Annotated in this window: 16 protein-coding genes; 9 read left to right on the top strand and 7 right to left on the bottom strand. The window is 65.3% G+C overall.

Features of this window, described 5'->3' with window-relative positions:
* Positions 1–33: 33 nt before the first annotated feature.
* Positions 34–858, bottom strand: a complete 825-nt coding sequence (locus tag BMX32_RS14150; protein WP_280140857.1) for an AraC family transcriptional regulator — start codon at positions 856–858, stop codon at positions 34–36.
* A 181-nt stretch (positions 859–1,039) separates the two neighbouring features.
* On the opposite strand from BMX32_RS14150, the gene BMX32_RS14145 reads away from it, so the two are divergent.
* Together BMX32_RS14145 and BMX32_RS14140 are read left to right on the top strand one after the other, a co-directional pair.
* A complete protein-coding gene (locus BMX32_RS14145) occupies positions 1,040–1,777 on the top strand; it encodes an SDR family oxidoreductase (protein ID WP_089979701.1) in 738 nt (245 codons plus the stop codon).
* Between the two features lie 87 nt (positions 1,778–1,864).
* Positions 1,865–2,743 carry an endonuclease/exonuclease/phosphatase family protein gene (locus tag BMX32_RS14140; protein ID WP_089979699.1) on the top strand — a complete coding sequence of 293 codons (879 nt, stop codon included), beginning with the start codon at positions 1,865–1,867 and terminating at the stop codon, positions 2,741–2,743.
* A gap of 90 nt (positions 2,744–2,833) precedes the next feature.
* On the opposite strand, the gene BMX32_RS14135 is transcribed toward BMX32_RS14140, so the two are convergent.
* Positions 2,834–3,580, bottom strand: coding sequence for a glucose 1-dehydrogenase (locus BMX32_RS14135; protein WP_089979697.1), 747 nt, complete (start codon positions 3,578–3,580; stop codon positions 2,834–2,836).
* A gap of 309 nt (positions 3,581–3,889) precedes the next feature.
* On the opposite strand from BMX32_RS14135, the gene BMX32_RS14130 reads away from it, so the two are divergent.
* Entirely contained in the window at positions 3,890–4,291 is a 402-nt protein-coding gene (locus BMX32_RS14130) for a limonene-1,2-epoxide hydrolase family protein (RefSeq protein ID WP_089979695.1), read from the top strand.
* Positions 4,292–4,298: 7 nt separating this feature from the next.
* On the opposite strand, the gene BMX32_RS14125 is transcribed toward BMX32_RS14130, so the two are convergent.
* Entirely contained in the window at positions 4,299–5,237 is a 939-nt protein-coding gene (locus BMX32_RS14125) for a LysR family transcriptional regulator (protein WP_089979694.1), read from the bottom strand.
* Positions 5,238–5,351: 114 nt separating this feature from the next.
* Between BMX32_RS14125 and BMX32_RS14120 the strand changes: the two genes are divergently transcribed.
* Together BMX32_RS14120 and BMX32_RS14115 are read left to right on the top strand one after the other, a co-directional pair.
* A complete protein-coding gene (locus BMX32_RS14120) occupies positions 5,352–6,101 on the top strand; it encodes a 3-oxoacyl-ACP reductase family protein (RefSeq protein WP_089979692.1) in 750 nt (249 codons plus the stop codon).
* A 299-nt stretch (positions 6,102–6,400) separates the two neighbouring features.
* On the top strand, positions 6,401–8,305 hold the full coding sequence (locus BMX32_RS14115; protein WP_244511532.1) for a glycoside hydrolase family 76 protein: 1,905 nt from the start codon (positions 6,401–6,403) through the stop codon (positions 8,303–8,305).
* Positions 8,306–8,351: 46 nt separating this feature from the next.
* Here the strand turns inward: BMX32_RS14115 and BMX32_RS14110 are convergent, their stop codons facing one another.
* On the bottom strand, positions 8,352–9,296 hold the full coding sequence (locus BMX32_RS14110) for an MBL fold metallo-hydrolase (protein ID WP_089979691.1): 945 nt from the start codon (positions 9,294–9,296) through the stop codon (positions 8,352–8,354).
* A gap of 184 nt (positions 9,297–9,480) precedes the next feature.
* Positions 9,481–10,200, bottom strand: a complete 720-nt coding sequence (locus BMX32_RS14105; RefSeq protein ID WP_089979689.1) for a hypothetical protein — start codon at positions 10,198–10,200, stop codon at positions 9,481–9,483.
* Between the two features lie 174 nt (positions 10,201–10,374).
* Between BMX32_RS14105 and BMX32_RS14100 the strand changes: the two genes are divergently transcribed.
* A complete protein-coding gene (locus BMX32_RS14100; RefSeq protein WP_089979687.1) occupies positions 10,375–10,635 on the top strand; it encodes a DUF3253 domain-containing protein in 261 nt (86 codons plus the stop codon).
* Between the two features lie 4 nt (positions 10,636–10,639).
* On the top strand, positions 10,640–10,909 hold the full coding sequence (locus BMX32_RS14095; protein WP_089979685.1) for a hypothetical protein: 270 nt from the start codon (positions 10,640–10,642) through the stop codon (positions 10,907–10,909).
* Here BMX32_RS14095 and BMX32_RS14090 read toward each other — a convergent pair.
* Positions 10,884–13,163 (bottom strand): FdhF/YdeP family oxidoreductase, encoded by a 2,280-nt coding sequence (locus BMX32_RS14090; RefSeq protein ID WP_089979683.1) that lies wholly within the window; start codon positions 13,161–13,163, stop codon positions 10,884–10,886. The two genes, BMX32_RS14095 and BMX32_RS14090, sit on opposite strands and share 26 nt — an antisense overlap.
* A gap of 241 nt (positions 13,164–13,404) precedes the next feature.
* On the opposite strand from BMX32_RS14090, the gene dkgB reads away from it, so the two are divergent.
* Positions 13,405–14,208, top strand: coding sequence for a 2,5-didehydrogluconate reductase DkgB (gene dkgB, locus BMX32_RS14085; protein ID WP_089979681.1), 804 nt, complete (start codon positions 13,405–13,407; stop codon positions 14,206–14,208).
* 277 nt (positions 14,209–14,485) lie between these two features.
* On the top strand, positions 14,486–15,211 hold the full coding sequence (locus BMX32_RS14080) for a type 1 glutamine amidotransferase (protein WP_089979680.1): 726 nt from the start codon (positions 14,486–14,488) through the stop codon (positions 15,209–15,211).
* Positions 15,212–15,223: 12 nt separating this feature from the next.
* On the opposite strand, the gene BMX32_RS14075 is transcribed toward BMX32_RS14080, so the two are convergent.
* Positions 15,224–16,132 carry a LysR family transcriptional regulator gene (locus tag BMX32_RS14075; RefSeq protein ID WP_089979678.1) on the bottom strand — a complete coding sequence of 303 codons (909 nt, stop codon included), beginning with the start codon at positions 16,130–16,132 and terminating at the stop codon, positions 15,224–15,226.
* Positions 16,133–16,218: the final 86 nt, after the last annotated feature.

Here is a 16,218-nt window from a genome sequence, read left to right as displayed (position 1 = left end):
CCGGAACGCTTGATGAGACATACCGCCCATTGGCTATACGACACCAGCGCGCGCTTCGTTGCGATCGACGAGCGGCGCCTTGCCGAACAGCCTCCGGTATTCACGGCTGAACTGGGACGGGCTGTCATAGCCCACCGCGAAACCGACGGTGGCGATATCGTCGTCCCCCGAGATCAGGCGCAGTCGCGCGGCTTGCAGGCGCAACTGCTTCTGGTACTGGATCGGTGTCAAGGCCGTGGCCGCGCGAAAATGCCGGTGAAACGTTGTCGGACTCATACCGGCGGCCGAAGCGAGATCGTCGACCGAGATCGTCTCCGCGAAGTGCTCGCGCAACCAGCCGGTTGCCTTCGCGATGCGTGCGAGACGACTATCCGAAAAACCGAGCTGGCGAACGCGCACACCTTGCGGACCGGTCATCAGGCGCCACAGGATTTCTCGCCGTAACGCAGCGCCCAGCACGCGAAGATCCGTGGGACGGTCGAGGATGCGAAGAAGACGAACGACCGCATCCACCAGGTCGGGCGACAATGTGTCGACCCCAATGGTCGGGACGTCCTCACGTGACGGCGCTTCACCCGCCTCGTGTATCAGCGACGCGATCGGTTCCGGCCGCAGGATCAGCCCGACACCGAGATAGGGCGCGCGAGGCGACGCTTCCGTCACCTGCGAATCGGCCGGGATGCCAACGGGCACCACGATGTACTGTCCCCTGCCGTAGTCCACGCACTGCGCACCGGCCTGAAGGCGCTTCGCACCCTGCGCCACGAGCGCGAACACGGGTTCGATCACCACACGGCACGGATCGGTCGGCATGGCTTCGACGCCCAGCACCAGATCGGGAAAGGCAGGATGCGCCATCGAGCGTCCCTGCGAATGCTTCGCGACAAGGGCTCGCAGTTCGCTCAGTGCCACGGCCATGCCGTTCGTTCCGGATCGTACATTGGCAGGATTATGCATGGACGTGGCGCCATCGGGCTAACGACGAGGACGCGCCCTCCGCTCCAATGGCGAGGAATTCCATTGCAGTGAGAGAAGCACCATGAGCGTGAACGGAAAAGTCGTCGTCATCACCGGCGCGAGCAGCGGTCTCGGCGAAGCCGCGGCGCGCCATCTGGCGAGCCTCGGTGCCGCCGTCGTGCTCGGGGCGCGCCGCATCGACCGTCTCACCGGGCTGGCGAACGAGCTGGTCGCCGCGGGTGGCCAGGCCATCGCCTGCGAGGTGGACGTCACGGATGACGCGCAGGTCAGGGACCTCGTCGACCGGGCCATCGACCGGCACGGGCGCATCGACGTGATGCTCAACAACGCGGGAATCGCACCCCTTTCACCGCTCGAACGTGGCCGGGTGGAGGACTGGAGCCGCATGATCGACGTCAACGTCAAGGGCGTGCTGCACGGGATCGCGGCGGCGCTCCCGCACATGAAGGCACAGCGCGAGGGACAGATCATCAACGTGGCATCCATCGCCGCGACGCGCATCGTGCCGGCGGCCGTGGTGTACTCGGCCACCAAGGCGGCTGTGTGGGCGATCTCCGAAGGCCTTCGCCAGGAAGTGAAGCCATACGGCATCCGCACCACGACCCTCTCGCCCGGGGCCGTGGCGACCGCGCTCGCGGACGGCATCAGGGAACCGGACATCGCCGACGCCGTGAAACAGGCTTACGGCGATGCATTGCCTGCCGAGGCATTCGCCGAGGTCGTGGCGTTCGCCATCGCCCAACCGGCTCATGTCGATATCAACGACATCGTGTTCCGCCCCACCCATCAGCTGATCTGAGGGGCCGTGACGGACTCACGTGCGTACTCCGTCACAGAATGCATGGTCGCACAGACATCTGTAACAAAGCCTCCCTAACCTGCGGCGATGACCCGACATTCTTTACTGCGCCGCGTGGCGCTCCCGCTCCTCGTCGCATCCGCCGTGTCCGTCGTCCCCGCGATCGCGGGGACGACGCAGCAACCACAGGATCACCTGCGGGTGATGAGCTTCAACGTCCGCTACGCCGCGCCCGGCGACGGCATCAACGTGTGGGAGAATCGCCGCGACCTGATGGTGAAAACCATCCTGCAGCGCCATCCGGACATCGTCGGTACGCAGGAACTTCTGTTGTCGCAGGCGAGCTACCTGCAGTCGAAACTGACGGGCTATGCGTGGTTCGGCAAGGGCCGTAACGGGAACGAGATCGACGAGAACGGCAACGAGCACATGGGCGTGTTCTACGACACCGCGCGCCTCAAGGTGCTGGAACACGGCGACTTCTGGTACTCCGATACACCGGACGTGCCGGGCAGCCCGAACTTCGGTCAGTCCTTGCCGCGCATGGCGACATGGGCGAAGTTCGAAGATATAAGGACCGGCCACACCTTCTGGTTCTTCGACACCCACTTCCCGCACATGGCCGATGCCGAGCGGGTTCGCGAACGCTGCGCGCGCCTGCTCATGGAACGCATCGGCCGGCTGCCGGCGGGCGCGAAGGTGATCGTCACGGGCGACTTCAACAGCGGCCCGGAAACCATTGCCCATCAGGTCATGACCTCGGGCATGAAGGATGCCTGGGACGCGGCGCCCGCGCATAAGGGTCCGGAACTCACGGTGCACGCCTTCACGGGCAAGCCGCACAAGCGCATCGACTACGTCTTCGTGCGAGGCTTCACCGCCGACAAGGTCGAAGTGGCCGACGACCACGAGGGCAAAGTCTTCCCGTCCGATCACTACCCGGTGATCGCCGACCTGTCGTGGTAGTTTCAATGGTGGGAGCCAGCCTGCTGGCGATGGGTGCTCGCGTCAAGCACCCATCGCCAGCGGGCTGGCTCCCACCGGGGGCGGGCAACCTTAGCGCATGCCACCCGTACCGAGAATCAGCTCACCGCTTACCCAACCCGCCTCGTCCGAAGCGAGGAACGAGACGATCGTCGCGATGTCGTCGACCTGACCGATGCGGCCAAGCGGTGTACCGGCTTCGGCCCAGGCCTGCATGTCGGATCCGACGACGCCGGCCGCGTGCGCACCTTCGGTCTCCACCATGCCCGGATTCACGGAGTTGACGCGGATACCGCGCGGGCCAAGCTCGCGCGAGAGCACGCCGGTGATGGCATCGAGCGCACCCTTCGTGCCGCTGTAGATCGCGGTTTCCGGCGGCGTCAGACGCGTCACACCCGAACCGATATTGATGACGCTGGCGCCCTTGCCCAGGTGCGGCGAGGCGGCGCCGGTGACGAGCATCGGGCCGAGCACGTTGATGTCGAACATCTTGCGATAGAGCTCTTCCGTGGTGTCTTCGATCTTCGCGAACTGATAGACACCCGAATTGTTCACCACGATATCCAGACGGCCATAGGTATCGATGGCGGCCTTGATCAGCGCGTCGACCTCGCTCTTCTTGCTGACGTCCGCGCCCACCGCGATCGCCTGGCCGCCTGCGGCCTCGATGTCCGCCACCACCTTGTCGGCGCCGGCCTTGCTCGACGCGTAATTGACCACCACCTTCGCACCATCCGCCGCGAGCTGGCGGGCGATGCCTGCGCCGATGCCCTTCGAAGCGCCCGTTACGATAGCGACCTTGTCTTTCAGCTTGCTCATGTCGTGGATCCTCAGGATGAGGCCAGCCCGGAATGGCCGGCACCCGGAAGACATGGAGCCCACGGCATCGTCCGGTATGGCGCCGGGCGGAATAATGCCTGTGACTCTCAGTCAAGATTGTTTCATTACCTGAAACAATCTCCGTACCGGAGACGAACCTCCGGCCATCGCAATCGCAGATCGCAACGCCTGCCAAACCGCCGCCGCTTCGACGAGGCCACCGACCGTCTTCCGTGAAAGCACGAATCTTCTAGCCCCGGCCCGGACGCCTCGGGAACCATGCCTCGAACATCCAACGATAGGATCATCATGGCCCGTATCGCCGATCGGTCCCCCCTCGAGGTGGCAACGATATTCTTCGATCACTGGAACCAGGGCCGCATCGACGAGGCGCTGGCCATGCTTTCGGAGGACGTCCTGTACGACAACGTGCCGCTGCCGGATATCACGGGCCGGGAAGGTGTGGAGGCGTTCCACCGCGGTTTCGGCGTAGGCCGGTCATTCACGGTGGAATGGCGGGTCGTGAACATCGCAGCCGCAGGCGACGTCGTCCTCAACGAACGCCTCGATATCTTCCGCCACGTATCTGGCCCGGAAATCGTCCTTCCGGTGATGGGCACGCTGACCGTCGTCGATGGGCTGATCACGATCTGGCGTGACTACTTCGACCTCGCGACCTTCGAGAAACAGGCTTCGTCGATGCCTGCCTGACGTTTCGTTACACGACGTCCGGATGCCACGCAGAAAAACGCGATCGCAGATCCTGCTCGCGAAACGCTTCGACCACGTGGTCGATGAAGAGGCGCGTCTTCGGCGGCAACAGCTTCTGTGCCGCGTAGTAGATGGACAGACTGCCGCCGTCGACCCACCACTCCGGCAGCACGCGTTTCAAAGTGCCGCGTTGCAGCCACAACCGCGTCGACTGCACGGCCAGCAGCGCGACACCCATGCCGAGCGCTGCCGCGTGGCAGGCGGCGTCCGGATCGTCGAAGACGATGCGGCGCTCGAGGTCGATGGGCGCTTCGGCCCCGTACCGGTTCTGCAGCACCCAATCCCTGATGCGGCCGGTCTGCGGCGAGCGGATGAGGATGCCCTCGCGTCCGGCGAGGTCGGCGGGCGTGCGCAAGGCGGCGCCATTGGCGATGAAGTCCGGTGATGCCACGAGCACGCGATGCGCGGGTGCGAGCACTCTCGCCACCACACCGGGGCGCATGTCGAAACCGCCGCCGATCGCCACGTCGAATCCTTCCGCCACGAGATCGACGGGCCGGTTGTCGAATCGCCAGTCGACGGTGACGGACGGATAAGCGGCCAGAAACCCCTGCAGCATCGGCACGATGTAATCGCGACCGAAGGCGTGCGGTAACGCGACGCGCAACACGCCCGTCGCGCCCGCGGTCAGTCCGCGCGCGTTCGCCATGGCGCCACGCAACTGATCGAGGCTCCCCTTTACTTCGTGCAGGAATGCCTCGCCGGCTTCGGTCAGCGACAGGCGTCGGGTCGTGCGCTGGAACAGGCGAACACCCAGCTCTACTTCGAGACGCGCTACGTTCTTGCCCACGCCGGCGGGCGTCAGCCCGAGCAATCGTGCGGCGGCGGCGAAGCTGCCCGACTCGGCGCTGCGGACGAAACAGGCGATCCCGTTGAGCGTATCCATGACGGCGATTCTAAACCGATCAGATCGAATGAAAATAGCGAGTCGGTACTACCGGTTGGGTCGCGGGAAGCCTAACGTGTCCTCGTCAACCCATCCACCGACCGGAGAAACACCATGAACGACCTCAACTCCATCCAGGGCAAGAGCGCCCTCGTCCTCGGCGGCTCGCGCGGCATCGGCGCCGCCATCGCCCGCCGCCTCGCGGCCGGCGGCGCCTCCGTCGTCATCACCTATGTACAGGGCGCCGACGCGGCCAACGCCGTCGTCGACGACATCTCGAAAGCCGGCGGCCGCGCGATCGCCGTGCAGGCCGACAGTGCGAACGACGCCGCCATCGAAGCCGCGGTCGCGAAAACGAAGGAGGCCTTCGGTAGCTTCGACATCCTCGTGAACAACGCGGGCGTGCTCGCCATCGCGCCGATCGAAGACTTCACCACCGAAGATCTCGACCGCACGCTCGCCGTGAACGTCCGTGCCGCCGTCATCGCCAGCCGCGCCGCGGCCCGCGTGATGGGCCAGGGTGGCCGCATCATCCACATCGGCAGCACGAACGCCGAACGCATGCCGTTCGCCGGCGGTGCCGTGTATGCGATGAGCAAGTCCGCGCTGGTGGGCCTCACGCAGGGCCTCGCACGCGACCTCGGTCCGAAGGGCATCACGGTGAACGTGGTGCAGCCCGGCCCGATCGACACCGACATGAACCCGGCGAAGGGCCCGATGGCCGAAGGCCTGATCCCGTTCCTCGCCGTCGGTCGGTATGGCCATGCGGACGAAGTCGCGAGTTTCGTCGCCTACCTAGCCGGCCCGGAAGCCGCGAACATCACTGGCGCAAGCCTCATGATCGACGGCGGCTTCGCCGCCTGATCACGGAGCGGTCGGCCATCCGGCCGCTGATTCACTCACGCGGGAGCCGCCACGGTGGCTCCCGCGTTGCGTTTTCACGCCGCAACGTTGAACCAGTTCTCACTTCACGCGCCGCGCCTTCTGCAACACTCGAAAAAAGGGGCCGCCGTATTTCCTCGATTTCAATCGATTGAAATGCTGCAACGCACGAAAAGTCTTCGAACCGGATCACCGCCCACGGTCCGGTCGTAACGCGATGGGGATCACTCGTCTTCATCTCTTCGTGGGTATCAGGAGGAGAGCTCGTGATCGTGAAACCGATGAGCAAAGTACGCGTACGCATGCAGACACTGCTGGCCGTGGCCAGCCTTACGGCGCTCGCCGCCCTTCCCTCCATGGCGGCGGAACAAAGCCAGCGCGCCAACCCGTTGACCGACGGCCCCACTGCGGTCGCACGGGCGCGCGTCGCGGCGGACGTGCTCATGAGTTCGTACGATCCGGTGAAGGCGTGGTTTCCTTCCAGCTGGTGGAATTCCGCGGTCGCGCTGCAGACCATCGGCGACTACATGCAGCGCAGCGGCGATCGCCGATACCTGAGCCAGCTCGACAACACCTTCGAGAAGGACAAGGGCGTGTTTCCCGCGGGCGTGCTGTCCGGCGACCCGCTGCTCGGCAACTTCACGAGTCGCGCGATCGACGACTCGGAATGGTGGGGACTGACGTGGATCCAGGCGTACGACCTGACCGGCAACCCGAAATACCTCGACATGGCGGTGACCATCGCCAACTACGTCAACGGCTATTGGGACACCGGCACCTGCGGCGGCGGCGTGTGGTGGGACGGCGAGCGCACCTACAAGAACGCGGTCACCAATGGCCTGTGGATCCGCCTGACCGCGGAACTGCACAACCGCATTCACGGTGACACGGTGTGGCTGCAGCGGTCGCGCACCGCCTGGACGTGGTTCCAGAACAGCGGCATGGTGAACGCCGACGGCCTCGTCAACGACGGCATCACGCAGGCCTGCACGAACAACGGACAGAACGTGTGGAGCTACAACCAGGGCCTGGCGATCGGCGCGGGACTGGAACTCTTCCGCGCCACGCGCGATCCGCAGATCCTGACCAGCGTGCGCCGCCTTGCGGACGCCGCCATCGGCCCGAAGGGTCTCGTCACCGATGGCACGCTGACCGAGCGTTGCGACGCGTCGGACCAGAGTTGCGACGACAACGGCAAGCAGTTCAAGGGCATCTTCATGCGCTACTGGACCGACCTCGTCGATACCACGCGCGATCGCGGCTACGCCGATTTCCTCAGCCAGCAGGCCGAAGGCATCTGGGCGAACGATCGCGACGCGGCGAACCGGCTCGGTACGCGATGGTCGGGCGCCACGTACGACGACCATCCGAACGTGTTCGACTGGCGCACGCAGGCCAGCGCGCTCAGTGCCCTGATCGGCGACGTACCGTCACTGCCGCCACTCACCTCGCTGGCGGCCACGATGTCCCCTGCGCAACCGGTCGTGATGCCTTCCGCGTCGGGCAATACCCGCATCCCCATCACGCTCGAGGCATCGGCCACCGGCTTCTTCCCGCTCCTGACGCTCGCGTCCGCCGATGCGCCCGCGGGCTGGACGATCACGCCACGCACGTCCCTCCTCACGCTGAAGCCTCGCGGTAACGCGGTGCCCGTCCGGGGCACCGTCCCCCTGCAGGTCACCGTCCCCAGCCTCGCCGCCGATGGCCATCACGTCGTCACGGCGAACCTCAACGCCGGCCTGTTGCGCTTCACCACGCAGGCGGACGTGCTCGTCGCTCACACCATCGACTTCGACACCGGCACCGTCGACGAAAACCCGTGGTTGTTCGATCCCGATCGTTCGCAGAGCAACGGCGTGCAGAACCGCTTCGCCGACGGCAATGCCCACTTCACGTATCGGTTCCCCTTCCCCGCCGATACCACGGCCGCGCACGTCACGCTGACGATCGACGCCGAATACGTCGTCGAGGCCAGCCAGGACAACGCGCACTGGACGACGGTGCTGAAGGAAGATCGCCCGATCACCGACGGATCGAACAAGGGTGACCGGACGATCGACCTCACGCCGTACCTGGGTTCGGCGGCGGATGGATCGAAGCCGGTGTACCTGAGGGTCTCCGACGCGTTCCCCAACGACGGCTGGGGTGGCCGCGTGTATCACGTACGCGCGGATATCGCGCAGTAAGGGTCTGATCCAGGTGGGAGCCAGGCTGGCTCCCACCTGGATCCGCTTACTTCAGGCCGTCGTAGACGATGCGGGTGAAGAAGTCGGGGTCGATCACGAAGTGACCGTACACGGCATCGTACTTCGCGGTCGGTTTGGCGGCGACCACTTCGTCGCGCGACTTGCCCTGCTTCTTCAGCGCCGCGACGTTGTCCCGGACACCGGCCAGCATGTCGCGGAACGCCTGCAGATCCTTCTTGTTGCCGACCGGGCCGTGGCCCGGAGCGATGACGACGTTGTCGTCCAGCTGCGCGAGGATCGCATCGTCGGCCTTGATCATGCCGTCGATTCCGCCACCGTTCTCGTTATCGATGAACGGATAGACGCCGTTCCAGAAAAGGTCGCCCAGGGACGCGACGTTCGCCTCCTTGAAGACCACATAGAGGTCGGTGTCGGTGTGCGACGGATCCAGCAACCGCACTTCGACCGTCTGACCGTCGAAATGATAGGTCTTGTTCGCCTTCAGGACGTCGGTCGGGATACCGCCCTTCGCCATCGGCTTGAACGTGTAATCCCAGTCGTCGACGCGCGTGGTCGTGGAAACGCGCTTCACCGTGCCCGCGGTCGCGACGATCGTCGCGCCGTCTTCGTGCACCCACGGATTACCATCGGTGTGGTCCCAGTGGTAGTGCGTGTTGATCACGTACTTCAGCGGCGCGGCGCTGATGGACTTTAGCGCGGCCTCGACCCGCGGACGCGACACCCCGATACCCGCATCGACCAGCAGCTTGCCGTCCTTGCCGGTCAACACGGTGATGTTGCCACCGGATCCGGAGAGCATCGTCAGCGGACCGCGCAACGGGGTCTTCTCGATCGGCGCCGTCGCGGCGGCCTCGTTGATCTTGATGACCGGGCTGACGGGCTTATCGGCCGCATGCACGGACGACGCCACGATCGCGAAAGCGATCGCCGCGGCGATCGATGAACGTCTGACTACGGATGCAACGGTCATGAGTGTCTCCCTGAGGCGCGGAACGGCCCGAACGTCATCATCGACCTCGATGGCGCCGGGGTATTGTCGAAAGACGCGACGAGGCATGAAATTCCTGACCCCGGGCGCGCTTCTCGCCGCGGCCTGTTCCGGGTCCACGTCGTGGACGACAGGACACCTTTTCGCGATCGGTACACGCCGTTCGTCAGTCCATCCGGATGTTCGACAGATCGATGGAGACCACCAGCGGCTCCGCCATCCGCTGCCCGTTCGCCTGGCGCGGATAGATCCGACGCTTCGTCGGGAACCGGATGCCCGACACGGTGACGTAGTCGGATACGTAATGCGCGCCGGGGGTATCGCCGGCGATCTCGACGTCGTAATCGAGGCGGCGAACTAGGTTGTCCGCACCGACATAGATCGCCTGCGCCTTGCTGAACACTTCCAGCGAATCGGGATAACGAACGCTCACCTTGCGCCATGTCTCGCCGTTTTCTTCCCACGGGCCTGCGTCCTCGGACTCGACGCCCTCCCAGGCGAGAACGAACGGCGTATTGAGGTACGTCCACATCGCGCACCCCGCGAAAAAGGCGAGTTGCAGGTCGCTCCAGGGTGTTTCCAGCGTATGCCCCGCGAAGGACGCGCGCGGCGCATCGAGTTCGGAGATAACGCGGTCGTCGGCGTCCAGCAGGGCGACGCGTCCGGTCGTGAAATCGCTTCGCGCCGCGGCGTCGCCGAAGGGCGAGTGCGAGGCCCACTGGGTCTGCGTGCCGACGGTGACGCGCGTATGGTCGAGCATTCCGCTCTTTCCCTTGAGCCCCCAGAGCGCGCCGCCCTGGTCGAGCCGGGCGCTGACGAAGCGGAATTTTCGCCATGCGTCGAGTCCGCCGTGGGCGTTGACGATGTCTTCGGCGATGCGGTTCATGACGGTCCTTTGGCGCGGCGTAGGGGCACCGTCGACGATAAGAAAAAGGCGTCACCCATGCTTGGCGTCAAAGACCGAAATTGACGGATCGCGGACCGGCGGTTGGTTCGACCGGCATGTTTTAGCGGGAGGATTACGACAAGTCGCTCACGGGCCCGGCGGTAGGCTCTCGCCATGGATATCGCCAGCACCATCTACGAACTCCTCCGCCAACGGGCGCCCGATGCGTCGATCTGCCCGTCCGACGTCGCGAGAGCCCTGGGACGTGACGAGGCGGCATGGCGTGCGCTGATGTCGCCGGTGCGGGACGAGGCGGCGAGGATGGCCCGATCGGGCCGCATCGTCATCACACAGGGCCCGGAGACGATCGACCCCGCCGATGTCGATCACGGCGCGATTCGTCTTCGCCGCGGCCCCGAGTTTCCGGAGAACTGAGCGGATGGAAGCGCGGGACCTCGGCGATACGATCAGCCTTTACCTTCCGCAGGCAGGAGGCGGCCAAACCCCTTTCGCGGTGCTTCAGGAGCGCAAGGAAGTACGTCGCTTCCAGACACCGGACGATGCGAGGACGTTCGCTCTCGAACTCGCTGGGGCGCTGCACGAGCGCGACAACGTGCCGGTCAGGCTTCGTATCGAACAGGAAGACGGCCACTGGGAGACCGTCGACGTGTTCCTGAGTGCGGTCACGCCGCCGCGGCGGCCACCTTGACGATGCGCACCGGCATCGACTTGTAGGACGGCGTTCCGCTCTGCCTGTCGTGATGGTCCAGCGGACACAGATTGTTAGCTTCCGGGTAGTAGGCGGCGACGCTACCCGGCGCGATGTCGTGCGCGACGGCCGTCAGAGTCAGCCGCCGGTGCTCCTCGCCTCGCAAGGCGGTCGATATTTCGACGGTGTCGCCGTGCTCCAGGCCTAACCCGGCAAGATCCTTCTCGTTGACGAACAACACGTCGCGCCGTCCGAAGACACCCCTGTAGCGATCGTCCAGCCCGTAGATCGTGGTGTTGTACTGGTCGTGGCTCCGGATCGTGGTGAGCATCAGCGTATCCGGACCGGGAAGCACCGAATCCTCGACCGAGTGCGCCGCGGGGATGAATTCCGCCTTGCCCGACTTCGTATGCCATACGCGCTCCGTGGGCCCCAGGGGCAGCCGGAAACCGCCAGGCCGCCTTATGCGCGCGTTGTAATCGTGGAAATCGGGATACACCGCCTCGATCTTGTCGCGAATGGCGTCGTAGTCGGCGATAAGCCCGGCCCAGTCGACCTTCGTGTCCGGCAGCGTCGCCATCGCCAGTCCGGCGACGATCGCGGGTTCGGAGCGGAGGTGCTCCGATGCGGGCTTGAGCTTGCCGCGGGAGGCATGGACCATCGACATGGAGTCTTCCACCGTGATCGACTGCACGCCGCCCGCCTGGGCGTCGATCTCCGTGCGCCCGAGGACCGGCAGGAGCAGTGCGTCCTTGCCGACCAGCAGGTGCGACCGATTGAGTTTGGTCGCCAGATGCACGGCCATGTCGAGATTGCGCATGCCCCTGAAGCTCGCATCGCTGTCCGACAATGCCACGGAGAAATTTCCACCGAGGCAGACGAGGACCTTCGCCCTGCCCTCCACCATCGCCTTCATCGCGGCGACCGCGTCGTGCCCATGCACGTTGGGCGGCCGGAAGCCGAACGCCTTCTCGACGTTGTCGAACATGACGGGATCGGGCTTTTCCGTGATGCCGACCGTGCGATTGCCCTGCACGTTGGAATGCCCGCGCAAGGGACAGATGCCCGCGCCCGGCTTGCCACAGTTCCCGCGCAGCATCAGTAGCGCTGCGGCCTGCTGCACGTTCTGGGTGCCCTTGTCGTGCTGCGTCAGGCCCATGCCGTAGGTGACGATGGTGGCGTTCGAGCGGGCATAGGCGTCCGCGATGCGGGTCAGCGCATCGCGGGTCAGCCCGCTCGCCGATTCGATATCCGCCCAGGAGGTGGCGCGCAGGTCGTCGGCGAAGGCTTCGAAACCATGCGTATGGCCGTCGATGAAGTCGCGGTCCAGCACGTCCCGGCCCGCGTCGTCGTATTCGATGACGGCCTTCATGATGCCACGCAGCGCCTGGCTGTCCCCACCCACCTTGACCTGGTGATAGGTCGAGGCGATGGGCGTGGCGCTGTAGGTCATCATTTCCACGGGATTCTGCGGATCCGCGAAACGTTCCAGCGCACGTTCCTTGAGCGGATTCAGGACCACGATCTGCACGCCGCGCCGCGCGCACTCGTGCAGCGTCCCCATCATCCGTGGGTGATTCGTTCCGGGGTTGTGGCCCACGGCGATGATGAGCTCGCAACGATCGAAGTCGTCGAGCGACACGGTGCCCTTGCCGATGCCGATCGCCATCGGCAGGCCGACGCTCGTCGCTTCATGGCACATGTTCGAGCAATCCGGGAAATTGTTCGTCCCGTATTCCCGAGCGAAGATGTTGAAAAGGAACGCCGCCTCGTTCGATGCGCGGCCGGACGTGTAGAACTCCGCCATGTCGGGCGACGCGAGGCCCCGTAGCGCCGCGCCGGCGCGAGCGAACGCCTCGTCCCACGAGACGGCGCGGTATGTGTCGGATGCAGCGTCGTAGGCCATCGGATGCGTGAGCCGGCCATGATTCTCGAGCTCGTAATCGCTCTGTTCGAGCAGCTGCGTCACGGTATGCTGGGCGAAGAATTCGGGGGTGACGCGCTTCTTCGTCGCCTCCCAGGTCACAGCCTTCGCACCGTTCTCGCAGAACTGGAAGGTCGACGTATGATCCTTGTCGGGCCACGCGCAACCGGGGCAGTCGAACCCATCCGGCTTGTTGAGGCGCAGCAGCAGCCCAGGCGCCTCGGCCATGCGCATCTGTTCCACGACCGCCTTGGCCGTCGCCTTGAGCGCGCCCCAGCCACCGGCCGGCGCGTCGTAGCGGTGGATGCCCGGAATACGTGTCTTGTCCATCGCGATACCCCTTTGCCTGACGGTCTGTCGATGACGGCCGGCGCACTGGAGAATCCGCATGGCACGCCGCCCTGCCCGTTATGGCAGCAAGGCGAGCCGCCTTTATTGAACATCCTTCTTCTCACGCCTCGCGGTGGATTCTTCACTTCGCAGACAAAGTATTTCTTGCAGACTCCGGTTAATCCCGTCGACGTCGGGCATCAGAATGCCGTTCAGACCCTGATAGCGAGGAGTAACCCCCATGACCATCCCCACCTTCGGCGTCGGTACGTTTCGCCTCACCGGGCAGACCGTGATCGACTCCGTCACCGCCGCGCTCGAGCTGGGCTATCGAGCCGTCGATACCGCGCAGATCTACGGCAACGAGGCCGATGTCGGCAAAGCCATCGCGGACAGCGGCGTCCGTCGCGACGACCTGTTCGTCACCACGAAGATCTGGACCGACAACTACAGCCGCACGAAGCTGGTGCCCAGCCTGCGTGAGAGCCTGCGGAAGCTCCGCACCGACTACGTCGACCTCACGCTGATTCACTGGCCAGCGCCCGGTAAGGGCATCGCGTTGCCCGAGTTCATGGAAGCGCTCGCCGAAGCGAAGGCCGCGGGGCTCACCCGCCGGATCGGTATCTCGAACTTCAACATCGCGCTCACGCGACAGGCCATCGACGTCGTCGGCAAGGGCGAAATCGCCACCAACCAGATCGAACTGAGCCCGTATCTGCAGAACGCGAAACTCACGGCGTTTCTGAAAGCCCAGGACATCATGGTCACGTCGTACATGACCCTCGCCTACGGCAAGGTGCTGCACGATCCCGTGCTCCGCCAGATCGCCGACAAGCACCAGGCCACCGTCGCGCAGGTGGCGCTCGCATGGGCGTTGCGACTCGGTTACGCGGTCATTCCGTCGTCGACGAAGCGCGAGAATCTCGCAAGCAACCTGCTCGCACGGGACCTGCATCTGGACAAGGACGACATGGCGGCCATCGCCGCTCTGGAACGCAACGGCCGGGAGGTGAACCCCGCCGGACTCGCTCCCGACTGGGATTAGGGGAGCGGCTTGGCCGCGATGGGTGCTTGCCGCGAGCACCCATCGCGCGCGAGCGCGCTCCCACAGCAAGGCGGCTACGGGCGCGCGCCCTTGTGTGGGAGCGGCCTTGGCCGCGATGGGTGCTTGCCGCGAGCACCCATCGCGCGCGAGCGCGCTCCCACAGATTTGTCTGCGCAAGGCCGGCTGATCCAGCCCCGCCCGCGCGTTCCACCCACTCCGCCCAAGAACGCGGCGGTTGCCGATATCATTCACGGTCTGACGCTTCCCCGGAACTCGCATGAAAGTCCACTTCGTCGTCCACGAATCGTTCGAGGCCCCGGGGGCATACGAAACCTGGGCGACGGCTCGCGGGCACGACGTCACCTTGTCGCGCGTCTACCTCGGCGAGCCGCTGCCGACCGCTGTCGGCGCGATCGATCTCCTGATCGTGATGGGTGGCCCGCAGGGCCCCGACACCACGACGGACGAGTGCCCGCATTTCGACGCGGCCGCCGAAATGGCGCTGATCCGTCAGTGCGTGGATGCGGGTCGTGCCGTGATAGGCGTCTGCCTCGGTGCGCAACTGATCGGCGACGCGCTCGGCGGCTCGTTCGAACGGAGCCCAGAGACGGAGATCGGCAAGTTTCCGATCGCTCTCACGGCGGCCGGCATGGCCCATCCGAAGTTCGCCCATTTCGGCGAGGCGCTCGATGTGGGCCATTGGCACAACGACATGCCCGGCCTCACGCCGAACGCGACCGTCATCGCGTACAGCCCCGGTTGCCCTCGGCAGATCGTCGAATATGGCCCGCTTGTATACGGCTTCCAGTGCCACATGGAACTGACGCCGGACGTCGTCGAGTTGCTGATCGCCGCGTCGGAGGCCGAATTTCCGGCGCTGCGCGATCGACGATTCGTGCAGCAGCCCGACGCGCTGCGTACGAACGACTACACGGAAATGAATAAGGCATTGTTCGGCTTCCTCGATCGCCTCGAAGCCGACATGCGCGAGCGCACGCGGTAACGCGTCACCCCGTCAACCGACCGGGCGACGTGCCGACGTCCGATCCTCGACGGTGAAAATGCCATCGGGGTACTGCACCGCCATGAAGTCGACGAACGCCCTCACCTTCGGGCTTTCGAGTCGCCGCGACGCGTGCAGCACCCACAGCTCGACGTCGTCCCCGACCGTGCCCCACGACACCAGCTCTCCCCGATCCAGCAGGCTGCCCACGATGGACTGAGGAAGCAGGCCGATGCCTGCGCCGGCCGCCACCGCGTCGCGCACCGTGAGCAGCGACGACAGCCGCAACACGGGGCGCGGTTGCACCGCGATCCTGCCGTCGCGCGTGGTCCATGTATCGCCGTCGCGGTAGGAGGGCATCACCACGGCCGGCACGGAAAGCGGACCGCCGCGTTTTCCTTTCGGCTTCGGAATCGCTGGCGCAGCGGCGAGCACGAGTCGATCGAGCGCGAAGCGGCGGCCGACGAGTTGCGAATCCTTGCTCGGGTTGATGCGGATGGCGACGTCGAAGTGTTCGTCGACGATGTTCACGAAGCGATCGTCCGACATCGTCTCTACCTCGACGTCGGGGTAGCGCGCGACGAAGGCGGCGGCGAGGCGTCCCAAGGCGAGTTGCGAGAACAGATGCGGCGCGGCGATGCGCAGCAGTCCGCGAGGTGCCGCGCTACCGTCGCGCGCGGCCTCGAACGCCTCGGCGACTTCGCGCATCGGGCCTTCGGTCCTCCGCATCAACGCGTGCCCGGCTTCCGTCAGCACGGCGCTCTGCCCGCCCCGTTCGACGAGACGGACACCGAGCGCGTCCTCCAGCTCGGACACCCGGCGCGACAGGGTCGCCTTGGGCCGGCCACTGGCGCGACTGGCCTTGCCGAAGCCGCCGTGCGACGCGACGAGCTGGAAATCCTTCAGGGCATCGATATCCATGGCGTTCCATTTTCGAGACGAGTCGTCCCTATCTTAGAGTCTGTGTTCCCGATTCGACACCCCCTATCGTTGACTCCGTAAGCCCA

This window comes from Luteibacter sp. UNCMF331Sha3.1 (assembly GCF_900109915.1).
GTDB lineage: Bacteria > Pseudomonadota > Gammaproteobacteria > Xanthomonadales > Rhodanobacteraceae > Luteibacter.
The sequence above is the reverse complement of the archived record's forward strand: the minus strand, read 5'-3'. Positions and strand labels throughout refer to the sequence as shown.

Excerpts from the sequence above, each read along its gene's own strand:
- BMX32_RS14095 (WP_089979685.1), top strand. The coding sequence starts at position 10,640 with ATGGAAGCGCGGGACCTCGGCGATACGATCAGCCTTTACCTTCCGCAG.
- BMX32_RS14110 (WP_089979691.1), bottom strand. The coding sequence starts at position 9,296 with ATGACCGTTGCATCCGTAGTCAGACGTTCATCGATCGCCGCGGCGATC.
- BMX32_RS14125 (WP_089979694.1), bottom strand. The coding sequence starts at position 5,237 with ATGGATACGCTCAACGGGATCGCCTGTTTCGTCCGCAGCGCCGAGTCG.
- BMX32_RS14075 (WP_089979678.1), bottom strand. The coding sequence starts at position 16,132 with ATGGATATCGATGCCCTGAAGGATTTCCAGCTCGTCGCGTCGCACGGC.
- BMX32_RS14080 (WP_089979680.1), top strand. The coding sequence starts at position 14,486 with ATGAAAGTCCACTTCGTCGTCCACGAATCGTTCGAGGCCCCGGGGGCA.
- BMX32_RS14135 (WP_089979697.1), bottom strand. The coding sequence starts at position 3,580 with ATGAGCAAGCTGAAAGACAAGGTCGCTATCGTAACGGGCGCTTCGAAG.
- BMX32_RS14150 (WP_280140857.1), bottom strand. The coding sequence starts at position 858 with ATGGCGCATCCTGCCTTTCCCGATCTGGTGCTGGGCGTCGAAGCCATG.
- BMX32_RS14100 (WP_089979687.1), top strand. The coding sequence starts at position 10,375 with ATGGATATCGCCAGCACCATCTACGAACTCCTCCGCCAACGGGCGCCC.
- BMX32_RS14090 (WP_089979683.1), bottom strand. The coding sequence starts at position 13,163 with ATGGACAAGACACGTATTCCGGGCATCCACCGCTACGACGCGCCGGCC.
- BMX32_RS14105 (WP_089979689.1), bottom strand. The coding sequence starts at position 10,200 with ATGAACCGCATCGCCGAAGACATCGTCAACGCCCACGGCGGACTCGAC.
- BMX32_RS14115 (WP_244511532.1), top strand. The coding sequence starts at position 6,401 with ATGAGCAAAGTACGCGTACGCATGCAGACACTGCTGGCCGTGGCCAGC.
- BMX32_RS14140 (WP_089979699.1), top strand. The coding sequence starts at position 1,865 with ATGACCCGACATTCTTTACTGCGCCGCGTGGCGCTCCCGCTCCTCGTC.
- BMX32_RS14145 (WP_089979701.1), top strand. The coding sequence starts at position 1,040 with ATGAGCGTGAACGGAAAAGTCGTCGTCATCACCGGCGCGAGCAGCGGT.
- BMX32_RS14130 (WP_089979695.1), top strand. The coding sequence starts at position 3,890 with ATGGCCCGTATCGCCGATCGGTCCCCCCTCGAGGTGGCAACGATATTC.
- dkgB (WP_089979681.1), top strand. The coding sequence starts at position 13,405 with ATGACCATCCCCACCTTCGGCGTCGGTACGTTTCGCCTCACCGGGCAG.
- BMX32_RS14120 (WP_089979692.1), top strand. The coding sequence starts at position 5,352 with ATGAACGACCTCAACTCCATCCAGGGCAAGAGCGCCCTCGTCCTCGGC.